This is a genomic window from Lactobacillus sp. W8093, from assembly GCF_016100925.1.
Classification (GTDB): Bacteria; Bacillota; Bacilli; order Lactobacillales; family Lactobacillaceae; genus Lactobacillus; species Lactobacillus helsingborgensis.
The window spans coordinates 184,489-210,447 of the sequence record NZ_JACFRL010000003.1 but is presented as its reverse complement, the minus strand read 5'-3'; the positions used below and the strand labels follow the sequence as shown (position 1 = coordinate 210,447).

Here is a 25,959-nt window from a genome sequence, read left to right as displayed (position 1 = left end):
CAAAAACTTGATATACTGGTAATATAGATTTAAAGTTATCACAGCGAATGTTTATAAGCTAAAATTAATAGTTACAAATATTACTATAAAAGTTAAGCACAATTGTTTCACAATTTTTAACTGCTATTCTAATATCTACTTAGTGAGCATAATATTGCTTTAATTTAGTTTATAAAATTTTTTTATGATTTATTTTAATCAGAAAAGGTAGTTAAATGGACGTTTTATCATTTAGTACAATTGCGGGCAATATCAAAAATGAAATCAGCAGAAAATGTGGGTTGAATTTGTCACAAACAAGAATATTACTTTATTTTTACCGAAATAACAACACAGCTTTAAAAATGGGAGATTTGGCTAACAAACTAAAAATTTCGTTATCAACTTTAAGCAGACAATTACAGCAGAAAAAAACTATGAGTCTGGTGACTATTAAACGTTCTGAAACAGATTCAAGTAAAACTGTTTGGTTAAATCAACATGGCCTGGCAAAAATTGAAGAATTAAGGAAAGCTTTAAAAGAAATTGAGAAGTCTTTATTAAATGGACTTTCAGATGACGAAATTAAACTTTTAAATAATGTTTTCACTAAGTTAGTTCAGAAAACTGAAAAATCAACTTCTATATAGCTGATAGTCGAAACGCCTACTTTTTTATGCTATAATTCTTTTATATTGTACAGACAAAAGCGGAAGGTAAGTTAGATGAAAATTGCATTAGTAACTGATAGTACTAGCGCCATAACAAAACAAGAGGCAGAAGAAAACAATATCATTGTTGTTTCAATTCCCATTATCATAGGTAAAAAAGAATATTTGGAAAATGTTGACATTACCTCTGACCAGCTTTTTAAAATGCAACGTGAGGGAGCAGACTTCCCCAAAACCTCTCAACCAAGTACAGGAAGTTTAATTCGCCTTTTTGACCACTTGCTTGACCAAGGTTATGAAGCAATCATCGCTATTACACTTTCAAGTGGTATCTCGGGCTTTTATCAGACACTATGCAATATCGCAGATAATAATCCTAAATATAATTTACATCCTATAGACACCCGAATGACTGTGCGTTTGCAGGGAAACTTGGTTTTAGCAGCAGCAAAAATGATCAAAAATGGTGTTAAATTAGATAGTATTCTAGCTCATCTTGATGAAATTCGGTCAACGATTGATGAAATATTTGTTGTCAATGATCTGAATAATCTAAGTCGTGGAGGACGGTTAAGCAATGCCGGTGCTTTTATCGGCTCAATGCTGAATATTAAGCCACTACTTACGTTTAAAGATGGTAACATAGTTGCTTTTGATAAGATACGTTCAATGAAGCGAGCATTTCTTAAAATCAAGAAGTTAACTGTGAAAAAAATTGATCAACTACCGTATAAGGATAAAATCAAGCTATTTATCATCGATTCCAATGACAGTAGTCAAGTTGCTGAAGCGAAAACTTTCTTAAAGGAGAAATTTCCTGAGCAAAGTATTTCAGTCACTAAATTTAGCCCGGTAATTGCTACTCACCTAGGTGAAAAATCATTTGCAATCGGTTGGATGATTGATATTGACAAAATTGACTTAACAAAATAAAAGCAGCTGCTAAGAGCTGCTTTTTTGCTATGAAATTATGAGGTTACTAATGAAAAAATTAGATCAACTTACAAAATGGGCAGTAGAATTGCAAAGTATAGCCCAAAATGGTTTGGAATATGGTCATGACCGCTTTGACAGGGAAAGGTATGAGCAAATAAGAGAGATTGCCACCAAAATAATGGCTGCTAAGACAGATTTGCCGCTTAAGGTAGTTAAGGGTCTGTTTAGCAGCGAGGATGGTTATCAAACGCCCAAGGTATCTACCAGAGCAGCAATTTTTCAAGATCAAAAAATAATGCTGGTAAAAGAAAGTACAGATAACTTATGGTCAATGCCAGGTGGCTGGTGTGAACCAAATTTAACAGTCAAAGAAAATTGTATTAAAGAAACAAAAGAAGAAGCTGGTCATCAAATTACTGTAGAACGCATCATTGCGGTTAATAATCACTCAACTAATATTCATAATAAAGAACAAGTAGAACGAGTGATCAATGTTTGCAACGTAATATTTCTTTGTCATGATCTTGGAGGTAAATTTGCTCAAAACACTGAAACTAAAGAATGCAAGTACTTTTCATTAACCAATCTACCTGCCTTATCTTTACCACGTAATACCCTAGAAGAAGTTAAAATGTGTTTTGCAGCTAACAATGATCCACAATGGCAAACCAAATTTGAATAAAAATTTTAAGGTTGAATTTTATTTTTAATATCCTTTTCGTTAGTAGCCATATTTTGGTCTGCATTTGCTATTTTATTTAAGGCTGCACGTTGTTTTTTCTGATCGACATGCGTGTATAAGTCTGTTGCAGTAGTACCTTTTTGCCCTAATTGCTGGGCTACTAAAACCTGATCTTTGGTTACACCATATAGTTCAGAGGCCAGGGTGTGACGTAACTTATGGGGCGTAAGCGGGTGCCCAAAGGCAGCCGAATATTTACTAACCATTTTCTCAATTGCACTTGCCGTAATCCGTCCAGTTTTATTATGCCAACGAGTGAGGAAGAAAGCATTCGTATTTTTCGTAGCAGAATAGCTCTGTCTACGAATTTTTTTATATGCTGTGATATAGCTTAGAGTCCACTCAGCAATTGGCACACTGTCTTTTTGACCGCCTTTGCGGGTAACATCGAGTGTAGCCTTCTTGAAATTAATATCTGAAAGGTCTACACCAGCACATTCAGAAACCCTTATTCCAGTACCAAGTATTAAAGCAATGATTGCCATATCTCGTTCTTTATTAATTTTGAAGCTTGGTAGGGCATGTTTGTTACAAATATTCTGATAGTCGTTCTCGATAAAGTCTAAAAATTGGTATTTTAACTTTCCAGTATACATATGTGATTCAAGCACGTGTGCACGATAATTTAAAGTTTCTGTATTATTGAGCGAATCAATCTTAAGCATCACATTGCGCTCAAAATAAGGCTGTCCGTTGATATTATCTGCAGTTATAGTTAAGAATTTAAAAAGAGATCTAAGTGCATTAATTGAACGATTAATAGTGGTGGGGGAGCTTAAATTGCCCTGCTTGTTTTTGACGTGACCAAGGTAATTAATGTAAAGCATAATATCATTTCGGTGAAGATTTGCCAGAGTTTCTGTTGTCACATGTTGGTTATCCTTAGCATCTGAAATTCCCTCTTGGCGAAGCCAATTAAAAAAACGTCTTATTTCTGTTAAATACTGGTAAGAAGTGGCCAAGGAATGGGTAGTGCCAAAGTTATATTCTTTCACAAAATCTGGCATCTTATTTAATTCATCATCAATTAAGTTTAAATATTTTTTGGTTTCCACGTAATAAAATTCTCCTCCTAAAAATAAATCATTTTTGGTAGTTAATAGCTTGTTCCAATAAAGAATTAAGCACAACAAACATTGGCATTTTGTTAGTTAAGTTATAACCTTTATAAAAAATGTTAGGTGAATAACAAAATAAGGGTATATCAGCCATTTTTGCCAAAGGGGAGAAATGGCTGACATCACTGACAGTTATTAGTTTGATGTTTTTTTCTTTAACTAACTTGGCAATTTTTAAGTTTGCTCTGAATCGCCGGAAAAACTAAGCATACAAACTATTAAATTGGAATAGTGATTAAGAATATCCCAAATTTCTTCTGTATAACTGCAAAAAACCGAATTATTATATACAGCGTTAAACGCATAAGTAAAATAACGCCCGACATTGCCGGTTTCACCAGAAGCACAGAAAACAACTTTTTTAGCTTTACTGAATAAGTTGATTATCTGTACTTCTTTTTTCTTGTTAATTAGCTTAACCGTATTTTCAAAGAGAATTCTTTGAGATAAAGCCTGACTGTCTTCAGAAAATGTATCTAAATTATATTTCAGTTCGGTATATCCTTTATAATTAAGCTTTTTACACAACCTAGTAATAGTATTAGGTACTACTGAAGTATTAGATGCCAAACAGGTTATGGACATGTTCTTGACCTGACTACTATGCGCCAGAATATAGTCGCAAATATATTCCTCTGAATCTGTTAATTCATCTTCATGAGCCTGATAAACTTCTTTAAAACTTAGCATTTTTACAACTCCTTTCTCAAGAAACTTTATGCATCTTAATTCAATTATGTGTAAATTTACACATTGGGTCAAGGAGAAAAAATAAAAAGGTTGCACTTTTAACAGAAAAGCAATCGCTTTCAAAATTCGTATTAAGATAAAAATGAAATCAATAAAAATAATATATTTGATTGATTTCATAGGTTTTGAGCTCAAAAAAATAAGGTTACCAAGTTAAAGTTTTTAATTAACAAACAGGAAGGGTATGTTATGAAAAGAATTTTGATTTTAGGAAGCAGTGGGGGCAATTTATACAATCTTGGAGGAAAAGACCCAAAAAGTCTTTTAGAAGCCGTAGTTAGACAGGTGCAATCAACCACAGAAACGGAAATAGCAGCAATACAATTCGTTGCTGTAGATGCTTCATTAGATTTCGCTAAACCGACCACTGCAGCACATTTATGGTCATGGAATGGACAAGAACCAGTAATTATTGCTGAGGGCACTTTAAAATAAATTGATAAAGTTGCCCAAGAGCATGATCAAAAAATGTCAGATTTAATAGATTCTAATCAGGTTGATGGCTTAATACTAATGAGCGCTGATCCCGAAGGAACGAATAAAAAGGCGATCACTACGGCAATTAAACATCATATTATTGCTGCTGGAACTGGCGGCACATCTATGTCTAATGCGCAGAAAATGGGGCTGGATGTAGTTGCCGTATCTGGAACTACAGGTACTACTAATGAAACTAGGGCAGTAAGCGCAATGTTTGCTTTAACCAAAAAATGGCAAATTAAATATTCTCCTTTAATTGGTGGAACTGATAACGACAATCACGGAGCTAGTCAAAATATTTGGCAAAATATTAGCTTACGCGGAATTTTAATGGCGTGTTTGCCAGCTTTTATTACTATGGCAATTACACTTTTAATATCGAAGATACCCGGTATTCCCAAGTCGACCAATGCGCTTTTTGACATTATGCTGAACGGTTTACCAGTAATAATATCAGCAGTTGCCGCCAAACAAATATCTGGTTTGAATGATATTGCTATCTGCGCTGGCGTGATCGCTGGACTCTTTTCAACAAAAGGTGGGCTGATCGGTGGAATAATTTGTGGTATTATGGCCGGAATTTTGGTCAGTGTCATTTTTAAAAAATGTTTACAATGGCATTTTCCGGGAACAACAGCAAATATTTGTGCAGGCTCATTTGCTGGGTTAATTTCTGGTTTAACAGGTTACTATTTAATTGCTCATTTATCGGCAAAATTGGGCGATTTTTTACAATTTATTTTAAATACCGCGATTGCAATTAACCCTATTTTAGCAGGGGCGGTTGCAGGTTTCATCATTTTCCCAGCCATATTGACAGGCTGTTACCACGCAATTTTTCTACCTTTAATTATGTTGCAAATGTCTAAATATGGTAACAGTTTCTTAGGTGCAATTGACATGTGCTCTTTAATAATGGTTGCTACAGGAATAAATCTGGCAAACGTCCTCTATCCCCAAAAACCAAGTGATAGAGCTTTGGCCGTTCCGGGTTTATTTATAAATCTACTTTTTGGAACATATGCCGAATCAGTTTATCCTTTTATTCTTTCAAATAAATTGGAAATGATTGGCACGTTAATTTGTTCAACTCTTGCAGGGTGCGTCGTAGGCCTATTTAACGTGAGTGGTACCGCTTATGTGCCATCGTTTTTAGGACCCGCAATGTCGAATAATTGGTTGGGCTTTTTACTTGCAATGCTAACGGGTATTGTATCTGCATTCATAATGGTTTTGTTAATTAACAAACTCGAAAAAGGCAAACTCTCTTAGCCAAAAAGATTGAACTCAAAATCGCATGGTGTTTATTATTCAAATTTGCAAATATTTAGGAGGAACTTATGATAAAACAGGACATGAAAAACAAAATGGCGATAGCACGGCAAAAGGTTGAAAAGGCTATCGAAAAAGACAATGGTACCACATTAATGAGTACTGGCATGACAGGTGATGACGCACGACTAGCTAAAGCAGCGGTTGCAGGGGGAGCAAAAATTTTAGAAGCAAACCATCCCGCAGTTACTTTAGCAAGAGGCCTCGAGGGTGTTTCAACTATGGGAGACGCCGAATATGTGCGGCATGAACTGCCATTAAAAAGTATGCTCGAATGTGTGAGGGGAGTGCGTGCAGTTGTCGGACCGGATATTTATTTAACCGTTGGTTTTCCTGGAAGCTTTACAGAAAGAGAACCTATTCCGCTAACAAGTGAAGATTTTCGTCAATTGGCTTTAGCAGGTGCGGATGGTGTTCATTGTCACAAATCTAGTTTAGCCGATTTAAAAGATGTTGTTACCTTAGCACATGAGAACGGTTTACTGGTTGATTCTTATATCGGTAAAAAATCAGATCTACACCAATTTGGTATTGGTGCCGAAGATATTACAGAAGTGAAAAAAGTTGCTTTAGCAATGCAAGAAATTGGCGCCGACTTTATTGGTATGATGACAGGAATGAGTTATGAAGGCGTCGCTGCAGGAGAGATACCTCAGGAAATTAAAGACCGTTTGCAAGCATTGATTGAGACGGTTTCAGTTCCTACATTCGCTGAAGGGGGAATAAATGAAGTCAATGTGAAAGCCTTTAAAAATACTGGAGTAAATGTGGTGACAGTGGGGACAGCAATGGATGACTATGCAGAAGGGGCGATTAAATCAGCGGTAGCAAAATTTATTAATCACCAATAAAATTAAAGAATATTTTTAATTGACATGCACCTTGTTAAGTTGAGGTGCATTTTTGGTATTTAAAATATAAATCAAATTATCTTTCATTAAAATTATAGTTTTAATGAAAGCATACTTCAAAAATATCTAGTAAAAAGGCTTTTCAGCAATTAAATTTATTCTGCTTTCATATATCACCTTTAAGCACGATTTAGTAAAGACAAAAACTAAACTACATCATTATCATGATCTGTTTTACACAGTATTGTTTATCAAACTCTAAATTTTTTAGTCGCATTAACCTAAAAAATAAAAAATTTAATTTAGGTTCCAGGCATATCAAAAATAGGCACTTGTAATTTAAGAAACACGAGATGAAGAATTAAGTTCATTATGTGATTAGTCATACGTAAAACTAATTTAAAATCGTTTAAAACTTCGTCGTCAACAACTTTGAAATAAGTACCTCTATTTGAAGTCTATCTAAAAGTTTAATATTACTTTACATAATATATATTATACGAAGTTATATCACACCTTAGAGCTTATCAGATTTGCTGCCCCGCTTGTATTATTCTTCGATTACTTTTACCATAGAAATACAAAAATAAAAATTTATATTTCTTTGGTAATCAAACTATTTTTAATAGAATAAAGCCTAAATGTAATCCTTTGACAAAAGTTGTATTCAAAATATAATTGAACTGTTGTGCTTAAAAAATAAAATCTTGCTGTTAAATTATAGTCTTTTAAGGTTTGCTCTTTTATTTACTTATTTAAAATAACCCTCAAAAAATGTAAAAATATAAATAAAAGCGCTTTCTATAATAACTAACTATATGAACCACAGATTTTTTTAGATAACTTTTTAAGTAATCTCGTATATGCAACTACGACAAGCAAATACACGCTTTGATAGAATATTTAACGTTATTTCCTTTTTCATTTTAGTTTTAATTAATTGGTGCTTTTTTATTTTAATTTACCAAAAAATAGCTTACAATACTATGTGGGGTATAGTTTAAAACATTTAGTTTGAGTAGAAATTTGTCAAAAGCAAGTGTTTTATTCATTATTATTTTGTTTTATTGTTCACTTCTATAATTAATCTGTTATTATAGAATATGGAATTATTTTTTTGAAAGGGTTGAATTTATTCCATGAGTATAAATTTAGGAAAAGAAATATGCCGTAGGCGGCGTGAACAAAAGTTGACTCAGGAGGATCTCGCTGAATTAAGTGATTTATCAGTCAACTTTATTTCACGTCTTGAACGTACAAAAAACCAAAATATTAGTATTCAAAAGCTTGACTCAATTGCCAGAGCCTTAAATACTACTACACCAGATATTATCATGAATGCTTATCGCTTTAAGGAAGTTAAAGTTGAAAACCATCAAGATAATACTCCTGTATTTATTAAGAAGGTTCTTAATGAACTTAGAAAAATGTCACCTGACAAGGCCGAAAGAGTATGTAAATCATTCATTATTTTGGCTAAAGAAATCAATAAAGATTAAAAAAAAGCACGAAATAGAATTTCTATTTCGTGCTTTTTTAAATTTAAATTACTTGAATGCGTCTGTCAATGGCGGCACTACTTGTTTCTTTCTTGAAACTACTCCTGGCAAACTGATTTCTGAATCTTTGACAGAACCAAATGCTTTTTCAAATGAAGCTAGTGCATCATTTGAACCTATAACTAATGCAGTTGAATCTGAGTCGAGTACATTAGTTATAAGCAGCATAAATAAATCGTAACCAGCAGAATTTGCTGAATCGCTCATGGCTTTCAAGAACGCATCTTTACGTTCTAAGGCTTCTGGTAAATCAACTACATTGATCTGGGCAACGCGAACATTTTTACCATTAAGGTCAAAAGATTTGGCGTCCAAATCAATTAGTTCTTCTTCTGATTTACTTGCAATATTAGTACCAGCTTTAAGTTCTTCCAAACCATATTTTTCATAGTCAACGTCAGCAATCTTGGCTAATTCTTTTACTGCTTCCCTATCCTTTTCCGTTGTAGTAGGAGATTTCAATAGCAAAGTATCTGAAATTATCGCAGATAACATAATTCCAGCTATATTTTGGGGAATTTCAACACCGAAATGCTTGTACAGTCCCAGCATAATTGTACTTGTGCAACCTACTGGTTCAGCCAAATAGAATAACGGCATACTGGTATCAAAATTCATAATTCTATGGTGATCAACCACATGAGTAACAGTAACTTGATCAATATCCGCAACACTTTGTTGAGGTTCATTATGGTCAACAAGCATTACTTTTTTAACTTCATTTGCTGCTGTTTTTATCACTCTAGGTGCCTCAAAGCCAAACTTATTTAAAGCAAAAGCAGTTTCGTCATTAGCTTCACCTAAAGCAACAGCTTCTGTGTTATACCCTAATTTATTTTGTAAATAAGAGTAAGCTATCGCTGTACCAATTGCATCTGTGTCTGGATTTTGATGACCAAAGACTAATTCTTTTTCCATTTATTCTCCTCTATTTCCTCTTTTATAAAAATATACTTATATCATAGTTTACCCAATAATGCTTAAGTAACCAAGAGTATTTTTACACGGTTTAATTCATTTAAAAATTATACTCTATACTAGATATTAGCTTAAAAAGTTCTTCAATTCGACTAAAAAGTTCTTGATTCTGGGAACGTCTTTTTTACCCTTACGGTAAATAAACGAAATTGAAAACTTTTGAACCCCCTTTAAAAAGACTGGGGTCAGAGTAATTTCATTTTTGTGTAATTGAAAATATGAATCGCTCACAACTGTATCATATTTAGTTTCTTGTGCAGTCGCCACTAACTGCTGAGTGGAAGTAAAAGTTAGGGGTACTTTTAAACCATTTCTGGTGTTTAATTTACTACCCAACTTTCCTTTTAATAATTGAGTTAAATAAAAGTCGTCAGGATAAAGAACCCACTTTTTGCCTAAAAATTTAGAAACAGGATAGGCCTTCCCTACTTCTACATGATTATCGTGGGTTAAGATTGTCAATTTATCCTGAACAATTTTCATTTGTTCGTATTGATTCTGAATGTTTGCTTGGCTTTTCTTAGTTGTTTCAGGCACATACAACAAAGCTAAATCAATTAAATTATTGTCGAGATTATACCAAAGGTCTTTACGATTATAGTAGGAAACATTAATAGTAATATCTGGAAATTTTTGGTTAAATTTAACCAAAAAATGTCGCAGAATGTCAGAATTAACACTTTCCAAAACTCCAATAGCAATATGCCCTTTATCTTCTTGGGTAAATTCTTGAATATCGCTAACAACAGAATTTACAGTTCCAAGAAGCTTGATTGCACCGGTTTGTAATTGCTTCCCAGCTTCAGTAAGGTAAAGTTTTTTGCCCATTTGACCAAACAAAGGAGTTCCGATTGCATGCTCTATCTTTTTTATTTGTTGAGTTAATGCAGGTTGAGTAATACCAAGTATTTGGGCAGCTTGAGTATAATTCATGGTATCGATTAATTGCAAGAAATAATGTAAGGACTTGGTTGATAGTATTGTTTCTGTTTTAGGCATAAAATTATTCCTTCTATCTTAACAATTATATAGCTCTATTTATATGCTATTATTAATCAAAAACCCCTTTGTGTCAAAGTAATATTAAATTTTATCAAAGTGCTTTCATAATTTATTTATATCATTAAATAAATTAAAATTTATTCTGCACTTAACGGCTTTCCCAATCGTATATTGACTGGTACCCCATCACTCGTTGTATCAATTACAAATGAACCATTTGAATATCTATCACTAACCGGATACTCATTAGTTAACACTTTAATTTTTCTCTTGCTTGTAGTAGTAACAAATAAGGTATGATCCTGACCATAAGCTGTAACTGCTGCAATACGATGTGGTTTAGTCTTTAATTCTCTTAGTACTAAAACACCCCGTTTAGCCCGTGTTACCTTATTGATCAGATCAGCTTTAAACTGTTTAAAGGCACCTCTTTGTGTAATTAAACCAATACGCAGCAGATCAATAAATTCTGGATTTACTAAAACATAGGAAACTACAAAGTCTTCAGCTTTAAGATTGACTGATTTAACTCCAAAAGATTTAGCACCAGATTCAGGTACTTCGCTAATATCAAAACGAATTGCATAAGCATTATGGGTAAATAAAATGATTTCTGCTGCACTATCAGGTTTAACTAAATCAACACGAATAACTTTACTATCGGCTTTTTTCATTTTCATAGCTGTGATAGCTCGTGAACGGTAAGTTCTTGTAGGTTGAAGGTTACTTAAACTCAGCTGTTTAATATAACCATCATTAGTAGCCAGCAAGAAATTAATATTTTGGTCCAGCTCAGCAAAATCAAACACGCGAATGATGTTTTCATCATCATTCAGCCCTATTTCTTGAGAAAGATGCTGCCCTGTTTCTTTCCACTTAGCTTCAACCAATTCACTTACTGGACGATAAATCACATTTCCACGACTAGTAAAAAGATATAAATTAGTCAAAGTAGAGAGTGTTTTTTCAAACACTACATCATCCCCACCCGGCAAACCATTATCTTCATCATCGCTTGACTGCCATGAACGCAGAGAAGACCTCTTTAAATAGCCATCCCTACTTATTAACACCCGCACTTGTTCATCAGCAACCAGTGCTTTTTCGTCAATTTGAATTTTGGCGTTTTCTGAAGAAATTTCTGTCCGGCGAGGATTGCCAAATTCTCTTTTCACGACAGATAATTCTTTAACTATTTCTTTTTCCAGTGTCTTCTGATTAGAGAGTAACTCCTTAAAACGCGCAATTTTATCGTTTAATTCTGTCTGTTCTTTAACTAACGCATCAACGTCTGTATTAGTTAACCGATATAACTGGAGAGATACAATTGCTTCTGCCTGTCTAGCAGAAAACTTAAATTTTTCAGACAAGTTGGTCTTAGCTTCTGCTTTATTTTTAGAAGCCCTAATTACCTTGATAACTTGATCCAAAATATCCATTGCGTGAATTAAGCCTTGAATTATCTCAAGCCGTTCTTCAGCTTTATTTAGATCATACTTTGTCCTCTTAGTTACAACATCTTTTTCATGTTCTAAGTATGAAGACAAGATGTGTTTCAGACCAACCTGCATTGGTGTCATGTGATCAATAGCAACCATATTGAAATTGTATGATACCTGCAGTTCAGTATTTTTAAAGAGATAATTTAAGATATTTTGTGCATCAGCACCCTTTTTAAGTTCGACTACAATAGATAATCCATGTCTATCAGTTTCATCACGCACTTCTGCAATGCCGTCAATCTCTTTGTTTAAGCGGATTTCATCCATTTTTTTAACCAAAAGAGCTTTGTTAACAGCAAAAGGAATTTCCGTAATTACTATTTCTTCGCGGTGACCCCTTATTTCTTGAATAGTCGACTTTGCGCGTACCTGAATGCGACCGCGGCCAGTTTCATAAGCTTCACGTAATCCTTTTTCTCCTAAGACAATAGCCCCTGTCGGAAAGTCAGGACCTTTGACAAATTTCATCAGGTCATCTAAAGTCGCAGCCGGATTTTTCAGCAAATAAATAGTAGCGTCGATAACCTCAGAGAGATTGTGAGGTGGAATTTCGGTAGCATATCCTGCTGAAATACCGGTAGAACCATTAACTAACAAATTAGGAAAACGAACTGGTAATACTGTAGGCTCGTACTCGGTATCATCAAAATTAAGTACCATGCTGACGGTGTCTTTATCAATATCTTGCAGCAACATGTTTGAAATCTTGCTTAAGCGCGACTCGGTATAACGCATAGCTGCAGGACCATCCCCGTCCATAGAACCATTATTACCGTGCATTTCTATTAACGGCTCACGCATTTTCCAATCTTGAGAAAGGTGAACTAAAGCACCATAAATTGAACTGTCACCATGAGGATGAAAATTACCCATGATATTACCCACAGCCTTAGCTGCCTTTTTAAACGGTTTATCATAAGTGTTATTATCCTGATACATAGCATATAAAATTCTGCGCTGCACAGGTTTTAAGCCATCACGAATATCCGGTAAGGCACGTTCTTGAATTATATATTTAGAATATCTGCCAAAGCGCTCACCCATAACTTGTTCAAGCGGCATTTCACGAATTCGCTCTTTAGTTGCCATTAATCAAACCCCTATTCATTTTCTTCCTCTAAAATTGAAGCATTTTCGCCCATTCTGAATTTAACGTTTTCTTCAATCCATTTTCTACGCGCTCCCGCCTTGTCACCCATTAATGTAGTCACACGGCGTTCTGCTAAAGCAGCATCATCAATCTTAACGCGGATCAGTAATCTGGTTTCAGGATCCATGGTCGTTTGCCATAACTGTTCAGCATTCATTTCACCAAGTCCTTTAAACCTTTGCAGGGTATATCCCCGGCCCATTTTCTTTTCATCAGCTGCTAATTCTTCATCGGTCCAGGAATATTTGACCTGTGCTTTTTTGCCTCGCCCTTTTTGCAAGCGGTAAAGGGGCGGCAACGCAATATAAACCTTACCGTGTTCAATCATTGGTCTCATGTAACGATAGAAAAAGGTAAGCAGAAGTATCTGAATATGGGCACCATCGTCATCAGCGTCCGTCATAATAATTACTTTATCGTAATTTGAATCTGCCACTTTAAACTCAGTCCCAACACCCGCACCAATCGTGTAGATCATAGTATTAATTTCTTCGTTTTTAAAAATGTCTTGTAATTTAGCCTTTTGGGTATTTAAAACTTTACCCCGTAAAGGCAAAATAGCTTGAAATCTACGGTCACGGCCCTGTTTTGCTGAACCACCGGCAGAGTCACCCTCAACTAAGAATAATTCATTTTTCTTAGGGTTGCGTGATTGCGCTGGTGTTAATTTACCGGAAAGGACCTCTTTTTTGCGTCTTTTTTTACCGTTTCTACTTTCGTTACGGGCTTTTTTGGCAGCTTCACGGGCATCCCTGGCTCTTTGGGCTTTTTTAACCAGTTCCTGCGCCAGTTCGCCTTTTTCCATTAAGTAATAAGACATTTTTTCATAGACAATAGCATCAACTACTGACCTAGCTTGAGGGGTACCCAGCTTGCCTTTGGTCTGACCCTCAAATTCCAATAATTCTTCTGGAATTTTAACTGATAAGACAGCACTTAAACCTTCCCGGTAATCAGAACCGTCAATATTTTTGTCTTTTTTACTAAGCAAACCTTGTTTTTTGGCATAATCGTTAAAAGCGCGGGTAAAACCGCTTCTTGCACCCACCTCATGGGTACCGCCGTCTGCTGTACGAACATTATTTACAAAAGAAACCAGATTTTCAGAATAACTGTCGCTGTATTGACCGCTAAATTCAACTTCAATTTCATCTTGTTTGCCGGCAAAATAAAAAACATCATTCAGAGTATCTTTACCTTCATTAAGGTAGGAGACGAAGGCTTTAATACCATCGTCATACTTGAAGTCATCGTGATGTTCCGGCTCACGTTCATCGGTTAAAACGAACCTGACACCTTTAAGCAAAAAAGCCGATTCACGAATACGTTCTTGAATAGTTTCATATTTATATTTAATGGTTGAAAATATCTTTTCATCAGGCTTGAATGTGATGGTCGTACCTGTTTTTTCTTTAGTCTTTCCTAAACGTTTTAAAGTCCCAATGGGATGACCGCCATCTTTAAATTCTTCTTCGTACTCTATACCATCACGCACGACTTTCACATCCATGTAACTGGAAAGAGCATTAACAACGGAAGAGCCGACACCGTGTAGACCACCGGATGTTTTATAATTTTGCTCGGTAAATTTACCCCCGGCATGCAAGACAGTTAAAATAACTTCAATTGTCGGTTTACCTGATTTATGCATCCCAGTTGGCATACCGCGACCAAAATCGCGTACGGTGACGCTATTGTCTTGATGAATTGTCACGTCAATTTCTTTACCGAATCCGGCCATTGCTTCATCAACTGAATTGTCTACGATTTCGTAGACTAACTGATTCAGTCCGTGTACATCGGTTGAGCCGATATACATCCCCGGCCTTTTCCGCACAGCTTCCAAACCGTGAAGAATCTGAATCGCTGAATCATCATAAGAATTCGTTTTTTTACTTGTTTTAGTCAAATAGACTCCTCCAGTTTAAAATCATTTATTTATTTTCATCCTCATACTTAGTAATCTCTGATAAAATAGCCTTAGATGTTAAGAGAGTAGGATATAAATGATAAATCTAAATTTAATTCTGATATTTATTCTAGCATATTTAATAGGATCGTTTCCTACTGGTGTTATCGTAGGCAAGATATTTTTTTCTGAGGACATTAGAAATTATGGTTCCGGCAATATCGGCACTACTAATTCTTTTCGCGTTTTTGGTCCCGTTGCAGGAAGCGTAGTGTTAGTGATTGATGTTCTCAAGGGCACATTAGCAACCAACCTGCCGCGGCTATTTCATATTAATGGTCCTAAATACTTACTATTAATTTCCGGTGGGTTGGCTATCTTAGGGCACACTTTTTCTATTTTTCTTAAATTCAAAGGTGGTAAGGCAGTAGCTACCAGTGCCGGCCTATTCTTGGGCTATAATTTAAAATTCTTTGGTGTTTGCGCCCTAATATTTTTGCCACTGGTTTTCATAACATCTTATGTCAGTTTAGCCAGTTTAATTGCGGTAGTATTAATATTTATTGTTACTTTCTTTTTTCATGATGTTTTTCTTGAAATCATCGTCGGCTGCATCATGGTCATCTTATTTATCCGCCATAGAACAAATATCGTTCGCTTGCTGCACCATCAAGAAAATATCATCCCCTTTGGTCTATGGTATTGGTACAAGAAAAAGCACAATAAGTTATAACTCCTATTTATTAGTATTTTTAGCTAGCTCAACTGCTAGCTATTTTATTATAATTGTTAGAACATTAGTTCGCCACATCTGATTTATGTCATAAAAAAAGAAAGCTCATGCTTTCTCTTTCATCATATTGAAACTTTTTCATTCATCTTGATCATGGAATGCCATACTAAACCTAGCGGTAAAAGTAGCTCCAGCTTCAAGATGATTCATGCCGTATTTTTCTTCGAGCTTTTGATTAGTGTCAGTGCGGTCAGCAATCCCCCACCAAGGCTCAATACACACGAAGTCAGCTGTTTGAGGATATTGTGACCAGACTCCCACAAACGGAGCATCCCTTAGCCACACATTGACGTGAAAATTATTCGCATCTGTTTTTAATGAGATACGGTTATCATGGCCGCGCATTTGAAAAATCAATGCGTCATCTTTAAACAGATGATCGCTCAGAGTAATCAAACTATTGGTTGAAGCTAGCGATCTATTAGCCCAATCTAAGAACTGACCGTTAAGAGGTATCCGCACGCGAGCTCTTGAAGGTTTGGTACTGAAATAAAAATCTTCCTTAGTCAAATCTGCGCTCGTTGGAATATTAAAACCAGGATGCCCCCCAATACCAAAAATCATTTCTCCGTCAGACCTGTTATGCACGCTAAAATTTTCTTCCAGTAAGTTATTAAGCAGATTGTAATTTACCCGTAATTCAAAACTAAACGGATACATTTTTCTGGTTTGCTCATTATCTGTCAGCAAAAAAGTGATACTTTCAGCAGTTTGCTGCTCAACGGAAAATTCCGAGTCTCGGGCAAAACCATGCTGAGTTAAATGATAGGTTTTACCTTGATAAGTATATTCATCATTTTTCAGTCTACCTACAATGGGAAAGAGAATAGGCGCATGCCTCTGCCATATCTTTGGATCAGCCTGCCAAATGTATTCATACCCGCTATGTAAACTTTTAACACTTTGGACCTCAGCACCTTTACTGGCAATTTTAACCTGTAAAAAGCTGTTTTTGATAATGTAGTCCATGTTTGATCATCACCTTTGTTAAAGAATGAACTTAGTTAAATCCTTATTTGTAATTATATCACTAAGTTTTTCATTAACGTATGCTTCAGTCACTGTAATTTCGCCCATTGTCATATCAGGGCCTTCATACAGGACATCTTCGAGCAGTTTTTCCAAAATAGTTGATAAACGTCTGGCACCAATATTGTCTGTGCCTTGGTTTACATCATAAGCAATTTGAGCTATGCGATCGACAGCTTCTTGTGTAAAAATTAACTTGATCCCATCGGCTTTCATCAAAGCAACATATTGCTCTAAAAGGGAATCTTCAGGATCCTTCAAAATTTTGACAAAGTCATCTTTAGTCAGTGCATTAAGCTCTACCCTAATCGGAAAACGTCCTTGCAGTTCAGGAATCAGGTCACTCGGCTTAGATTCAGAAAAGGCACCAGCAGCAATAAAGAGAATATGGTCTGTTGCTACAGGTCCGTATTTAGTTTGAACGGTAGAACCCTCAACAATTGGCAGAATATCTCTTTGCACACCTTCACGCGAGACTTCACCGGAAGTATTTTTATTGCCCGCAGTAATTTTATCAATTTCGTCGATAAAAATGATGCCGTTATTGGCTGTACGTTCAATTGCCTTTTGGTAAAGGGAGTCATAGTCGACCATTTTGCGCGATTCTTGCTGTATCAAAATTTCTCGGGCATCTTTTACCGGCAATGTACGCTTGATTTTTTTCTTAGGTACTAAACCGTTAAGCATGGAGCTCATATCAATCCCCATTTGCCCCATCATATCACCCATAGGATTAACTTTTGGCGCTTGTTCAACTTCGATTGTGACTTCACGATTTTCAAGCAAACCTTTACCTAATTGTTCGGCTACACTCAATCGTTCATTGCGGACATCATCAGTGATCTCTTCTTGATCAGAATCTGCAGACTGGTTATCTCCCTGGCCCCCAGCCATTAACATTGACATCATGTCTTGCCATTCCTGCATTTGATTTTTCCTGCGATCACGCTTAACACCAGGGACCAGCAAACGAACCAAAATTTTATTGGCTTCTTTTGTCGCTTGGGCGCGAACGCGGTCAAATTGGTCTTTTTCTTCCATGCGGACAGCTTCATTCACCAGATCCCGCACCATTGATTCTACATCACGACCAACGTAACCAACTTCGGTAAATTTAGTCGCCTCTACTTTAACAAACGGAGCATTAACAATTGCTGCCAGTCTTCTCGCAATTTCAGTTTTACCGACACCAGTAGGACCAGCCATTAAGAGGTTCTTAGGTGTGATATCTTCTTGCATTTTTTTAGGCAGCTGCATTCTCCGGTAGCGGTTATACAAAGCCACAGCAACGGCTTTTTTGGCTTCATCCTGCCCAATAATATATTCATTAAGCAGGCTAACTATTTGTTTCGGTGTTTTTGTTTCCATTTCTTTCCGCTCCGTTTTTACAATTCATCTGTAATTATCTGGTCATCAGTAAAGATATCAATTCCAGATGCGATTTCCACAGCTTCATGGGCAATTTCACTAGCAGACATGTTGGCTGAATGTCTAGTCAACGCGATCGCTGCCGCCTGAGCGAAATTACCACCAGAACCAATTGCTACAACATTTTCGTCAGGCTCGAGCACTTCACCATTACCTGAAATAAGTAACAAGTCTTTTTCATTAAAAGCAATGAGCATTGCCTCAAGCTTTTGCAAAGTAGCATCTTTTCTCCAAGCTTGTGCCATTTCAACAGCAGCTCTGCGCAAGTCGCCGCCAAAAGCTTCTAATTTACCTTCAAGCATGTCCTGCAAACTGACAGCGTCAGCTACGCCACCAGCAAAGCCAATAACTACTTTGTCGTGGTAAATGCGTCTAATTTTCTTAGCAGTGGCTTTGGCAATTACTTTTTCACCAAGAGTAACTTGACCATCACCAGCTATTGCTGTTTTACCATTGAATTTTACTGAACAAATTGTTGTCATTTTTTTGCCTCGTCTTTCTTGTCATTACGGGTAAAATATTTTTCGTAGTTTGCCTGTAAATGACTCATTGTTACGTGAGTATAGATTTGAGTAGTGGATAAATTATCGTGTCCTAATAATTCCTGTACACTACGTAAATCAGCACCATTATTTAACATTGCAGTCGCAAAGGAATGCCGCAACTCATGTGGATGTACCTTACCATTAATACCAGCACCATTAAAAACTTTTTGCATGATATATTCGATACCGCGGTCAGATAACTGTTTACCCGCATTATTGAGAAAAACATAGTTTAAATCCTCTTGATTGCCCAAGAGTTTTTGACGACTATTATCAAAATAACGAGTTAAAGCAGATTTTGTTTGCTCATCAAAAGCAACATAACGATCTTTGTTGCCCTTACCATGAACCAGAATTATTTTTAAATCTAAATCAATTTGCTTAATTTTGAGGTTTCTTACCTCACTCACCCTCATACCGGTGGTATAAAACAATTCAAATAAAGCTAAGTTACGCAAGGTCAAAGGGTCATTTCCGGTTAATGAATCAAAAACCTGCTTAATTTCAGGTGCGTAAAAAAATTGTGGCAGTTTACGTTCCCTTGCCCGCAGAACTATCGTCTGCGTTGGATCTATTTTAACAATATTTCTTTTAGTTAAAAAGTGATAAAAAGATCTCAAACTGGACATTTTGCGAGATTGAGTGGTGCGCGCTAGTTTTCGATCTGACAGGTTTTGAAGGTAAATTTCTACATCCCTTCTGTCTATGTTATTCCACCCATTAAAGCCGCCATTTTCTAGCCAAAATTTTTTTGCTTCGGTTAGGTCTGTTTGATAAGACAGAATTGTTTTTGGACTGTAATGCCTCTCATTTTGTAAATAAGAAATAAAAAGCTTTAATAAATCGTCTTGATTGGGAGCCATTTAATTTAGCACTTTCTCTTGAAATTCTTTTAAACAATCCAAACCGCGCTGACTAATTTTAAGATGACGTTCTTTTTTATTACGCACTTTAGGACCTTCAAGCCCGGGAATTAATGCAAAACTGGCATTCATTGGTTGAAAGTGTTTGATATCTGCAGTAGTGACGTAGTTAGCCATTGAACCCAATGCTGTTAACTTGGGAAAAGCTGCCGGTTCAAGACCTAAAGCTCTGCGAGATGCATTAATTCCTGCTACCAAGCCACTACCCGCGCTTTCAACATAACCTTCAACGCCAGTGACTTGACCAGCAAAAAATAAGCCGGCTTGTTTTTTTGCCTCGTATGTAGCTGACAAAACTCCGGGAGAAGCCATATAGGTATTGCGGTGCATTTTACCATATCTAATAAAGCGGGCGTTTTCAAGACCCGGAATCATTGAGAAAACCCGTTTTTGTTCACCATATTTCAGGTGTGTTTGAAAGCCGACAATATTGTACATTGAGGCAACAGCATTATCTTGTCTCAGCTGAACCACAGCATACGGTGTCTTGCCTGTTGCCGGGTTTTCTAACCCTACAGGTTTCAGGGGGCCAAACAGCATTGTTTTAATGCCTCTTTGTGCCATTACTTCAATTGGCATGCACCCTTCAAAAACGTCACTGTTTTCAAAGCTATGAACCTCTGCGGTTTCCGCATTGACTAGTTCGTGAGTAAAATTCTCATATTGCTCTTTAGTCATGGGACAATTTAAATAAGCAGCTTCACCTTTATCATAGCGCGATTTTTTATAAACAATATCCATATCAATTGAAGCTGCAGCAATAATAGGGGCCGCAGCGTCAAAGAAATGCAGGCTTTCCTTACCCGAAAATTGTTGTATCTCTGCCGCTAACTTGTCACTAGTCAAAGGACCGGTTGCTATTATCGTGATACCATCAGTGGGAATAGCAGTAATTTCTTCTGTATGAAAATTGATATTCGGCATTGAATGCAGCTTATCTGTGACATAACCGCTAAATTCATCCCTGTCAACTGCCAACGCCCCACCAGCTGGCACCTGAGAATGATCAGCAGCTTGCATGATCAGTGAATCAAGCTGACGCATTTCTTCTTTTAACAACCCCACCGCATTAGATAATTGGTTGGAACGCATAGAATTTGTACAAACTAATTCAGCAAACTGGTCAGTTTTATGCGCTGGGGTCATTTTTTGCGGGCGCATTTCAAATAAATCAACGGTAATTCCCCGTTTAGCCAGCTGCCAAGCAGCTTCACTTCCGGCTAATCCCCCGCCAATTACAGTAACTTTTTCAGGCATATTATCATATTCCTCTACTAAAAATATTTATTTATATATAAGAATATCATCAAACCAAAAGTGATCTGATGATATTAATATAAATTTAACTTTCTGCAGCCTCTTTTTCAGAGCTTTGTTCTTCTTTGTAATCTCCATTAGGACAAAGAATTACAGGTCCTTTTTTATTTCTCTTTTCCACTAAGAAATGACCACAATTAGGGCAGTTGCGATTAATCGGCTTATCCCAAGAAACAAAGTCACAGTCAGGATAACGAGAACAACCGTAAAACTTGCGGTTACGCTTAGACTTCTTTTCGACTACGTCACCCTTACCGCACTTAGGACAAGTAACACCAACTTTCTTAACAATTGCCTTGGTATTGCGACAATCAGGAAAGCGTGAGCAGGCATAAAACTTGCCGTAGCGCCCCATTTTAATCACCATGGGAGCACCACAGATATCACAGTTAAAGCCAGCAGGCTCATCCTTAATCTGCACCTTTTTAATGCCGGCATCTGCCTTGTCTAATTCCTTTTTAAAGGGATGATAATAATCATCAATTACCTTTACCCAGTTTTTCTTACCTTCTTCAATTCCGTCTAAGTCATTTTCCAATTGGGCGGTAAAGTCAATATTAACAATATCAGGGAAGAATTTTTCAATCAGATTATCGACTATTTCACCTAATTCTGTCGGCACGATAGATTTACCATCTAACTTAACATAATAACGCCGTTGAATTGTATCAATAGTAGGTGCATAGGTAGAAGGTCGACCCACGCCATTTTCTTCTAAAGAATGCACTAGACTTGCTTCGGTATATCTTGCTGGTGGCATGGTAAAGTGCTGTTTATTATCAGACTTGGCCAATTTAACTTTATCGCCATCATTTAACTCAGGCAACTCAACATTTTTTTCCTGCTGGTTATCATAAACCTTAGTAAAGCCAGCAAATTTCATTTTAGAACCGGTAGTTCTAAATACTACCCCATTTTGAGTGATATCTGCTCTGACCGTGTCATAAACGGCGGGTGTCATTTCACTAGCCAAAAATCTGGACCAGATTAATTGGTAAAGACGGTACTGTTCTGTCGTTAAAACTGACTTGAGTGATTCTGGCGTGCGATAAACACTGGTAGGACGAATAGCTTCATGCGCGTCTTGAGCATCTTCTTGGTTCTTAAAGTGCCGTGCTCCCTTAGCAGCGTATTCTTTACCGTAGTTTTCATTTAAAAATTTTGAAGCCTCAGCTTGAGCAACTGGTGATGTCCGTTTGGAATCAGTTCTCATATAAGTAATTAAACCAACAATACCCTGTTTGCCTAAACTAATCCCTTCATACAATTGCTGCGCAATACTCATCGTTCTGCGGGTGCGATAATTTAAGCGTTTATTTGCTTCCTGCTGCATAGTTGAAGTTGTAAAAGGTGCCGCCGGTTGCCGTCTGCGCTCACGTTTTAGAACATTTTCTACCTGAAAGTCTTTCTTCTTATCAATTTTAGCCAAAATGTTTTGAACCGCATCATTATTCGGCAAATCGACTTTTTTGCCATCTACGCCCCAAAATTGACCTTTAAAAGTCTGACGGGATTTCTTAAATTCAGCATCAATTGTCCAGTATTCCTGTGGTTTGAAGTTTTTAATTTCCTTTTCGCGATCAATCACCAGCTTTAAGGCGACCGATTGAACTCGACCAGCACTCAAACCTTTTTTGACTTTATCCCATAAAATTGGCGAAAGAGAATAACCGACAATTCTATCTAAAATTCTCCGAGCTTGTTGGGCATTAACAGTATCCATGTCAATGGTTCTAGGATTTTTAAAACTGTTTTTGACAGCATCTTTAGTGACTTCGTTAAATGTCACCCTATTTTTATCATTTTGGTCTAAATTGAGCACATGGGCAACATGCCAGGCAATAGCTTCACCTTCACGATCAGGGTCGGATGCTAAATAAACATCTTTTGCTTTTTTTGCTTCCGCCTTCAATTCCTTAATGGTGTCACCTTTACCGCGAATCGAAATGTATTTTGGCTTGTAATTATTGTCAAAATCAATCCCCATTTGCGATTTAGGCAAGTCACGAATATGACCTTTAGATGCTATTACACGGTAATTACGCCCTAAATACTTTTCAATAGTTTTAGCCTTTGCCGGAGACTCAACTATTACTAATGTTTTCTTACGTTTCTTTGGCTTTGATTTAGTAGGCATCAAAAGCCTCCTCATTTAATTCTTTTTTAAATACTCAATTGAGAATAGAATATTTAACTGCTAATTGTCAAATCTTTCAAGTTGCAAATCAAAATCAGTGATGGGAAAGGCACCAGCCTCAATCAGTTTATTTGGTCCTTGAGAAAGATCACTTGTAATTGGACCAGGAATAGCAAAAACATCGCGATTTTCCTGTAAAGCCAAGTTGGCAGTGATCAAAGAACCAGACTTTTGTTTAGCTTCAGTGACAATCACACATTCAGCAATGCCAGCCAGAATTCTATTTCTCTGCGGAAAGCGAAATGGTCGCGGCGGCGTATCCGGTAAATATTCGCTAATTAATAAGCCATTTTGTGCTATTTGTTCTTGAACATGACAATTTGTCATAGGATAAAAATGATTTAAACCATTACCTATCACAGCAATCGTTTGTCCAGCATATCTTAAAGCTGCTTTATGCGACATGACATCGACACCCTGCGCCAGACCGCTGGCAATAACATAGTCTTTTCTAATTAAATTGGGTACGAGTTGATTGATTACTAATTGACTATAATTAGTTGCCTGTCTGGAACCAACAATCGTCGCGATTTTACGCCCTAACAAAGCAGTATTACCCTGCAAAAACAAAATCAAGGGTGGTTGATAAATCTGACGCAATTTTTCAGGATATTCGGGATCAAAAAAACTAATAACGTGACATTGTTTTTTTATCCGTTCAATCATTTTACTGCTCTTACTATCATTATAAGCATTAATACACAAATTGATTAAATTAGTTGGCAGATCTAAGTCTTTAATAGTCTGAATTGTCACATCTGCAGCATTTAATTGACTTGCAACTCGTAATATCTTAACATATCCCATTCCTTTTTGTAATTTAAGATGCAAAAGAAAGTCTGTAAGTTTCATAAAAAACCTCCTAAATACATGTACGTAAAAAGGAGGTAAAATTTTTATTTAGTTAAAGAGTTAATCGGCGCAAAAGTTTTACGGTGAATCGGGGTAGCGCCATATTTTTTAATTGCTGCAAGATGTTCTTTAGTGCCATATCCGGCATTTTCAGCAAAGTGGTATTCTGGGTAAATTAAACCATAATCCGCCATTAATTGATCCCTGAATACCTTAGCAACAATTGAGGCAGCGGCAATTGAATTCGATTTTGCATCCCCTTTAATTAACCGCACTTGCGGCAGGTTGACCGGCACCTGCATGGCGTCAACCAATAAAGCATCAGGTTTAACGTCTAAATTTCTCACTGCTTCAGCCATCGCTAACCGGTCAGCTTCATATATATTGATCTGATCAATAATTTGCGCGCTTTTCACACCCACTGCCACACTGACCGCTTTTTGTAAAATTAACGGATATAATTCTAAACGCCGCCTGGCACTTAATTTTTTAGAATCATTGACATCAACTAAATCAAAACTGTCATCTATGACTACTGCAGCTGTAACTACCGGGCCAGCCAAGGGGCCTCTGCCCACTTCGTCTACACCAGCTACCACTTGCCTTTTAGCCCAAAAGGCTTTTTCATAGGCAAAGCGTTTTAAAAAAGCAGCTTTTTTCTTTGCTAATTTTTGCTGGCGGTTACGATAACTAAGTACAAGTTTTTGAACACCAACCCGAGAATCATTTTCCAAAAGAGCAAGGTCTTCAGCGCTTACCGTGCCATTTTGCAGTAATTTTTTAATTTCGCCTATGGTCATAATCGGTCAAGGGTGATCCTTCCTATTTTTCCTTTGCGTAGCCGTTGCAGCATGTATGTAGCAAAACGATCATAATCATCTCTCATGCCATATTCTTCTGTCAGCGCCAACAATAAATCGGTATCATTAATTTTGGTAATTTCTTCTTTAGTGGTCCGTGCAAATTTACTTAAGTCTTTAAGATAATGCATGCGCAATTTTGCCAGTATAAACAAAGCAACATCATCGGCACTAAACACGCTGTCCTTAATTGCACCTAGAGCTGCTAGTTTCAACCCAACCGTTTGATCTTCAAACTTAGGCCATAAGATACCCGGCGTGTCTAAAATCTGAATGTTATCAGTCGTTTTAAGCCAATTTTGTCCTTTCGTAACTCCTGGTTTATTACCTACTTGAGCTACATTGCGCCCAACTAAACGATTGATAATAGTTGATTTACCGCAGTTGGGGATGCCGGCCAAAGCAATCCTAATAACTGGCTGACTTGCACCTTTAGCTGTTAATTTTTTAATTTTAGCAGCCGCGGCTTTCTTAATCATGCGCACCAATACTTGCATGTTGGTATTGTGAAGCGAATCTAATGCCATGACGAATTTACCCTGACTGGTAAATTCTTTCTGCCACCTTTTGGTCATAATTGGATCAGCCAAATCAGCTTTGTTTAAAATAATTAAGTGCGGTTTATCGCCCACTAATTCTTCAATCATAGGATTGCGTGACGATTGCGGAATACGTGCATCCAAAACTTCAACAATTACGTCAATCAATCCCATTTTATCTTCCAGTTGATTGCGTGCCTTGTTCATATGTCCGGGGTACCACTGAATGTTAACCATAATTTGCCTTTCAAACACTAAAAAAGCTCCCAAATTGGAGCTCAATTTAATACGACATTTTATCGCGATACATTTGATATGCCCTATCAAAAATGCTCATGCTCGGTAAATAACCAGCATTAAGTTCGAGATAATCAGATAATTTTTCATAGCTTTGTTCTTGCTTAGGAAAAGTCTGATCATTTTGTGCGTTATTTGCGAACTGAGCCACCTCATCCTTTGAGTCCGCATCACGTTGGGTCATTAAAAAACGGTAAAAGCTCTCTCTGTATGCCAATTT

General features: G+C 36.7%; 24 protein-coding genes. 8 read left to right on the top strand and 16 right to left on the bottom strand.

Annotation, left to right across the window (positions count from 1 at the left end):
* Positions 1-215 precede the first annotated feature (215 nt).
* The 3 genes from H3T47_RS03320 (at position 216) to H3T47_RS03310 (ending at position 2,268) form a co-directional block, all read left to right on the top strand.
* Positions 216-629 carry a MarR family winged helix-turn-helix transcriptional regulator gene (locus H3T47_RS03320; RefSeq protein WP_199282528.1) on the top strand — a complete coding sequence of 138 codons (414 nt, stop codon included), beginning with the start codon at positions 216-218 and terminating at the stop codon, positions 627-629.
* A gap of 75 nt (positions 630-704) precedes the next feature.
* Positions 705-1,583 carry a DegV family protein gene (locus tag H3T47_RS03315; RefSeq protein ID WP_199282527.1) on the top strand — a complete coding sequence of 293 codons (879 nt, stop codon included), beginning with the start codon at positions 705-707 and terminating at the stop codon, positions 1,581-1,583.
* 49 nt (positions 1,584-1,632) lie between these two features.
* A complete protein-coding gene (locus tag H3T47_RS03310) occupies positions 1,633-2,268 on the top strand; it encodes an NUDIX hydrolase N-terminal domain-containing protein (protein ID WP_199282526.1) in 636 nt (211 codons plus the stop codon).
* Positions 2,269-2,273: 5 nt separating this feature from the next.
* Here the strand turns inward: H3T47_RS03310 and xerS are convergent, their stop codons facing one another.
* Positions 2,274-3,383, bottom strand: a complete 1,110-nt coding sequence (gene xerS, locus H3T47_RS03305; RefSeq protein ID WP_199282525.1) for a tyrosine recombinase XerS — start codon at positions 3,381-3,383, stop codon at positions 2,274-2,276.
* A gap of 237 nt (positions 3,384-3,620) precedes the next feature.
* Complete coding sequence (locus H3T47_RS03300; protein ID WP_199282524.1) at positions 3,621-4,136, bottom strand: MurR/RpiR family transcriptional regulator; 516 nt, start codon at positions 4,134-4,136, stop codon at positions 3,621-3,623.
* A gap of 249 nt (positions 4,137-4,385) precedes the next feature.
* On the opposite strand from H3T47_RS03300, the gene H3T47_RS03295 reads away from it, so the two are divergent.
* From H3T47_RS03295 to H3T47_RS03280, 4 genes are all read left to right on the top strand, one after another.
* Positions 4,386-4,631 carry a hypothetical protein gene (locus H3T47_RS03295; RefSeq protein ID WP_199282523.1) on the top strand — a complete coding sequence of 82 codons (246 nt, stop codon included), beginning with the start codon at positions 4,386-4,388 and terminating at the stop codon, positions 4,629-4,631.
* Between the two features lie 33 nt (positions 4,632-4,664).
* Positions 4,665-5,948 (top strand): PTS sugar transporter, encoded by a 1,284-nt coding sequence (locus tag H3T47_RS03290; RefSeq protein ID WP_199282522.1) that lies wholly within the window; start codon positions 4,665-4,667, stop codon positions 5,946-5,948.
* A gap of 68 nt (positions 5,949-6,016) precedes the next feature.
* The gene (locus tag H3T47_RS03285; protein ID WP_199282521.1) at positions 6,017-6,859 is read left to right on the top strand and encodes a hypothetical protein; all 843 of its coding nucleotides are present in this window, start codon (positions 6,017-6,019) and stop codon (positions 6,857-6,859) included.
* Between the two features lie 1,139 nt (positions 6,860-7,998).
* Positions 7,999-8,358, top strand: a complete 360-nt coding sequence (locus tag H3T47_RS03280; RefSeq protein ID WP_034979176.1) for a helix-turn-helix domain-containing protein — start codon at positions 7,999-8,001, stop codon at positions 8,356-8,358.
* Positions 8,359-8,406: 48 nt separating this feature from the next.
* On the opposite strand, the gene H3T47_RS03275 is transcribed toward H3T47_RS03280, so the two are convergent.
* The 4 genes from H3T47_RS03275 to parE form a co-directional block, all read right to left on the bottom strand.
* Positions 8,407-9,336 (bottom strand): manganese-dependent inorganic pyrophosphatase, encoded by a 930-nt coding sequence (locus H3T47_RS03275; protein WP_109918362.1) that lies wholly within the window; start codon positions 9,334-9,336, stop codon positions 8,407-8,409.
* 126 nt (positions 9,337-9,462) lie between these two features.
* Entirely contained in the window at positions 9,463-10,395 is a 933-nt protein-coding gene (locus H3T47_RS03270; RefSeq protein ID WP_199282520.1) for a LysR family transcriptional regulator, read from the bottom strand.
* A 140-nt stretch (positions 10,396-10,535) separates the two neighbouring features.
* On the bottom strand, positions 10,536-12,989 hold the full coding sequence (gene parC, locus H3T47_RS03265; RefSeq protein ID WP_199282519.1) for a DNA topoisomerase IV subunit A: 2,454 nt from the start codon (positions 12,987-12,989) through the stop codon (positions 10,536-10,538).
* An 11-nt stretch (positions 12,990-13,000) separates the two neighbouring features.
* Positions 13,001-14,959 carry a DNA topoisomerase IV subunit B gene (gene parE, locus H3T47_RS03260; RefSeq protein WP_038522552.1) on the bottom strand — a complete coding sequence of 653 codons (1,959 nt, stop codon included), beginning with the start codon at positions 14,957-14,959 and terminating at the stop codon, positions 13,001-13,003.
* Positions 14,960-15,056: 97 nt separating this feature from the next.
* On the opposite strand from parE, the gene plsY reads away from it, so the two are divergent.
* Entirely contained in the window at positions 15,057-15,692 is a 636-nt protein-coding gene (gene plsY, locus H3T47_RS03255; protein ID WP_199282518.1) for a glycerol-3-phosphate 1-O-acyltransferase PlsY, read from the top strand.
* A gap of 138 nt (positions 15,693-15,830) precedes the next feature.
* Here the strand turns inward: plsY and H3T47_RS03250 are convergent, their stop codons facing one another.
* From H3T47_RS03250 to H3T47_RS03205, 10 genes are all read right to left on the bottom strand, one after another.
* Positions 15,831-16,721 (bottom strand): aldose 1-epimerase family protein, encoded by an 891-nt coding sequence (locus H3T47_RS03250; RefSeq protein WP_199282517.1) that lies wholly within the window; start codon positions 16,719-16,721, stop codon positions 15,831-15,833.
* 18 nt (positions 16,722-16,739) lie between these two features.
* Positions 16,740-18,149, bottom strand: coding sequence for an ATP-dependent protease ATPase subunit HslU (hslU, locus tag H3T47_RS03245; RefSeq protein ID WP_199282516.1), 1,410 nt, complete (start codon positions 18,147-18,149; stop codon positions 16,740-16,742).
* A gap of 17 nt (positions 18,150-18,166) precedes the next feature.
* Positions 18,167-18,691: an HslVU peptidase proteolytic subunit gene (gene hslV / locus H3T47_RS03240; RefSeq protein WP_038522540.1), complete on the bottom strand. Its 525-nt coding sequence runs from the start codon at positions 18,689-18,691 to the stop codon at positions 18,167-18,169.
* Positions 18,688-19,617 carry a site-specific tyrosine recombinase/integron integrase gene (gene xerA, locus H3T47_RS03235; protein ID WP_199282515.1) on the bottom strand — a complete coding sequence of 310 codons (930 nt, stop codon included), beginning with the start codon at positions 19,615-19,617 and terminating at the stop codon, positions 18,688-18,690. The genes hslV and xerA overlap by 4 nt, the downstream gene beginning before the upstream one ends.
* Positions 19,618-20,934, bottom strand: a complete 1,317-nt coding sequence (trmFO, locus tag H3T47_RS03230) for a methylenetetrahydrofolate--tRNA-(uracil(54)-C(5))-methyltransferase (FADH(2)-oxidizing) TrmFO (protein ID WP_109919004.1) — start codon at positions 20,932-20,934, stop codon at positions 19,618-19,620. It lies immediately after the preceding gene.
* A gap of 85 nt (positions 20,935-21,019) precedes the next feature.
* Positions 21,020-23,131 carry a type I DNA topoisomerase gene (topA, locus tag H3T47_RS03225; RefSeq protein ID WP_199282514.1) on the bottom strand — a complete coding sequence of 704 codons (2,112 nt, stop codon included), beginning with the start codon at positions 23,129-23,131 and terminating at the stop codon, positions 21,020-21,022.
* Positions 23,132-23,191: 60 nt separating this feature from the next.
* Positions 23,192-24,043 carry a DNA-processing protein DprA gene (dprA, locus tag H3T47_RS03220; RefSeq protein ID WP_199282513.1) on the bottom strand — a complete coding sequence of 284 codons (852 nt, stop codon included), beginning with the start codon at positions 24,041-24,043 and terminating at the stop codon, positions 23,192-23,194.
* Between the two features lie 44 nt (positions 24,044-24,087).
* A complete protein-coding gene (locus tag H3T47_RS03215; protein WP_199282512.1) occupies positions 24,088-24,843 on the bottom strand; it encodes a ribonuclease HII in 756 nt (251 codons plus the stop codon).
* Positions 24,840-25,679 (bottom strand): ribosome biogenesis GTPase YlqF, encoded by an 840-nt coding sequence (gene ylqF, locus H3T47_RS03210; RefSeq protein ID WP_199282559.1) that lies wholly within the window; start codon positions 25,677-25,679, stop codon positions 24,840-24,842. The genes H3T47_RS03215 and ylqF overlap by 4 nt, the downstream gene beginning before the upstream one ends.
* A gap of 46 nt (positions 25,680-25,725) precedes the next feature.
* The gene (locus H3T47_RS03205; RefSeq protein WP_038522527.1) at positions 25,726-25,956 is read right to left on the bottom strand and encodes a YozE family protein; all 231 of its coding nucleotides are present in this window, start codon (positions 25,954-25,956) and stop codon (positions 25,726-25,728) included.
* Positions 25,957-25,959 lie beyond the last annotated feature (3 nt).

What these genes read in the sequence shown, in the direction of transcription:
- H3T47_RS03275 (WP_109918362.1), bottom strand. Translation starts at nt 9,336, where the DNA reads ATGGAAAAAGAATTAGTCTTTGGTCATCAAAATCCAGACACAGATGCA.
- hslV (WP_038522540.1), bottom strand. Translation starts at nt 18,691, where the DNA reads ATGACAACAATTTGTTCAGTAAAATTCAATGGTAAAACAGCAATAGCT.
- plsY (WP_199282518.1), top strand. Translation starts at nt 15,057, where the DNA reads ATGATAAATCTAAATTTAATTCTGATATTTATTCTAGCATATTTAATA.
- H3T47_RS03290 (WP_199282522.1), top strand. Translation starts at nt 4,665, where the DNA reads ATGTCAGATTTAATAGATTCTAATCAGGTTGATGGCTTAATACTAATG.
- H3T47_RS03295 (WP_199282523.1), top strand. Translation starts at nt 4,386, where the DNA reads ATGAAAAGAATTTTGATTTTAGGAAGCAGTGGGGGCAATTTATACAAT.
- H3T47_RS03315 (WP_199282527.1), top strand. Translation starts at nt 705, where the DNA reads ATGAAAATTGCATTAGTAACTGATAGTACTAGCGCCATAACAAAACAA.
- H3T47_RS03250 (WP_199282517.1), bottom strand. Translation starts at nt 16,721, where the DNA reads ATGGACTACATTATCAAAAACAGCTTTTTACAGGTTAAAATTGCCAGT.
- topA (WP_199282514.1), bottom strand. Translation starts at nt 23,131, where the DNA reads ATGCCTACTAAATCAAAGCCAAAGAAACGTAAGAAAACATTAGTAATA.
- hslU (WP_199282516.1), bottom strand. Translation starts at nt 18,149, where the DNA reads ATGGAAACAAAAACACCGAAACAAATAGTTAGCCTGCTTAATGAATAT.
- ylqF (WP_199282559.1), bottom strand. Translation starts at nt 25,679, where the DNA reads ATGGTTAACATTCAGTGGTACCCCGGACATATGAACAAGGCACGCAAT.
- H3T47_RS03215 (WP_199282512.1), bottom strand. Translation starts at nt 24,843, where the DNA reads ATGACCATAGGCGAAATTAAAAAATTACTGCAAAATGGCACGGTAAGC.
- trmFO (WP_109919004.1), bottom strand. Translation starts at nt 20,934, where the DNA reads ATGCCTGAAAAAGTTACTGTAATTGGCGGGGGATTAGCCGGAAGTGAA.
- H3T47_RS03300 (WP_199282524.1), bottom strand. Translation starts at nt 4,136, where the DNA reads ATGCTAAGTTTTAAAGAAGTTTATCAGGCTCATGAAGATGAATTAACA.
- xerA (WP_199282515.1), bottom strand. Translation starts at nt 19,617, where the DNA reads ATGGCTCCCAATCAAGACGATTTATTAAAGCTTTTTATTTCTTATTTA.
- H3T47_RS03280 (WP_034979176.1), top strand. Translation starts at nt 7,999, where the DNA reads ATGAGTATAAATTTAGGAAAAGAAATATGCCGTAGGCGGCGTGAACAA.
- H3T47_RS03285 (WP_199282521.1), top strand. Translation starts at nt 6,017, where the DNA reads ATGATAAAACAGGACATGAAAAACAAAATGGCGATAGCACGGCAAAAG.
- H3T47_RS03320 (WP_199282528.1), top strand. Translation starts at nt 216, where the DNA reads ATGGACGTTTTATCATTTAGTACAATTGCGGGCAATATCAAAAATGAA.
- dprA (WP_199282513.1), bottom strand. Translation starts at nt 24,043, where the DNA reads ATGAAACTTACAGACTTTCTTTTGCATCTTAAATTACAAAAAGGAATG.
- parC (WP_199282519.1), bottom strand. Translation starts at nt 12,989, where the DNA reads ATGGCAACTAAAGAGCGAATTCGTGAAATGCCGCTTGAACAAGTTATG.
- H3T47_RS03310 (WP_199282526.1), top strand. Translation starts at nt 1,633, where the DNA reads ATGAAAAAATTAGATCAACTTACAAAATGGGCAGTAGAATTGCAAAGT.
- H3T47_RS03270 (WP_199282520.1), bottom strand. Translation starts at nt 10,395, where the DNA reads ATGCCTAAAACAGAAACAATACTATCAACCAAGTCCTTACATTATTTC.